Source organism: Burkholderia sp. DN3021, from assembly GCF_049805555.1.
Classification (GTDB): Bacteria; Pseudomonadota; Gammaproteobacteria; order Burkholderiales; family Burkholderiaceae; genus Burkholderia; species Burkholderia pyrrocinia_C.
In genome coordinates this window covers 1-1,338 of the sequence record NZ_JBNCAB010000228.1, presented here as the reverse complement: position 1 = coordinate 1,338, position 1,338 = coordinate 1, and the positions used below count along the sequence as shown (strand labels likewise).

Annotated in this window: 1 protein-coding gene and 2 tRNA genes; 2 read left to right on the top strand and 1 reads right to left on the bottom strand. The window is 58.1% G+C overall.

All coding sequences use genetic code 11. The features are described 5' to 3' along the window. Nucleotides 1-600: 600 nt before the first annotated feature. Together ACPUER_RS36735 and ACPUER_RS36730 are read left to right on the top strand one after the other, a co-directional pair. A tRNA-Ile gene (locus tag ACPUER_RS36735) sits at nt 601-677 on the top strand. 4 nt (nt 678-681) lie between these two features. Further along, a tRNA-Leu gene (locus ACPUER_RS36730) sits at nt 682-772 on the top strand. Between the two features lie 6 nt (nt 773-778). Here the strand turns inward: ACPUER_RS36730 and ACPUER_RS36725 are convergent. After that, a complete protein-coding gene (locus ACPUER_RS36725) occupies nt 779-1,048 on the bottom strand; it encodes a hypothetical protein (RefSeq protein WP_425133577.1) in 270 nt (89 codons plus the stop codon). Nucleotides 1,049-1,338 lie beyond the last annotated feature (290 nt).

The window sequence follows — 1,338 nt, the reverse complement described above, 5'->3', positions numbered from 1 at the left end:
TCTTGTACGCTTGCTGGTTCATCGCTTTGTTCCCTAAAGACATTCAGGGCGCCCCCGCCCATTCCGATAACCAGCATTCTCGGGAAGCGCGTCACGCGCAGCCACTCAACATGTGTCAAGTTTTTGTAAAACCTCGTCAAACAGGGAACGCGTTCCCAAGGCGCCCGCCTCACTGCAAGTCGACCATCCAAGACTCACGAGCGCGGTGGATCTCCCGCCACCCATCCAGTATTTAGGCCATGCCGAACAAGTCGGCCATTAGCGTGGCCTAGCCGTGGTAGGGCCGTACACATGACCGAAGAAAGACAAACGACGATGGCGCAACAGACGCTGGCGATGGCAGCCAATCAAAGGGCAGGCTTGGGGACGAAGCGCACGGGTACGCCGTGCAAGCGCGACGAGTGTCTCAAGATGACTTGGGCCGTTTGTTCAGCATCGATGACCGGCCCTTCACGTGATCGACCGGCCTGACTCCCTCGCGCCGCGATGATGGGCGTCATGACTCGCGGATTTCCACGTACAATGCCGGACTGCTATATGGCGGAACGCATCGGGTTTGAGACCAGAGGGTCGTCGGTTCGAATCTCGCCGCTTCCGCACGGGCCTGTAGCTCAATGGGTTAGAGCAGCCGACTCATAATCGGCCGGTCGCCGGTTCAAGTCCGGCCAGGCCCACCAACCTACCCGGATGGTGGAATAGGTAGACACAGCAGACTTAAAATCTGCCGCGCCCGGCACGGCGCGTACCGGTTCAACTCCGGTTCCGGGTACCAAGCAATCTACTTTCTCCTCTCCGCTATCGCTTCGCGCCGGCGCGGATTGCCTTGTGCATCGAACCATGTGATGTGATTGTGGTCAATGCGGATTTCGTGCCACTGGCGTCGGTGACGCCGACTCCGTGCCTTGGCATATCCGACTCTGCCGTCCATCTGGCGCGGGCGCGCGGCATCACGGTGATCGTGCGAAACCTGGGAATCGCTACCATTCGCGAATGCGAAATGGGTAAGCGCCATGGTAATCGCTGAAATGGCGGCGAGTTTGAAGTTCATGACGATCGTTGCGCACCGGTCATGTAACCGTTGCACGTTGTTCGCGACGGCGTGTAGAAAAAAAGCCGCCGGCACAAACCGGCGGCTTCCCAGGTTCCCTTCATGAGGGCATCGCATCGTCGACCATGAACGATACCCATCGAGCATAGGACCATTGACTACCGCCCAGGAAATCAACAATGGTTAGACTGTCTTACATTGTATGCGGTCTTTTAACAACGCCCCTCAGCGGTTGAGGGCGGCAGGCATTCTCCAAGGCATGAGATCGGCATAGTCGTCGGCAGTTGCAG

What these genes read in the sequence shown, in the direction of transcription:
- ACPUER_RS36725 (WP_425133577.1), bottom strand. Translation starts at nt 1,048, where the DNA reads ATGAACTTCAAACTCGCCGCCATTTCAGCGATTACCATGGCGCTTACC.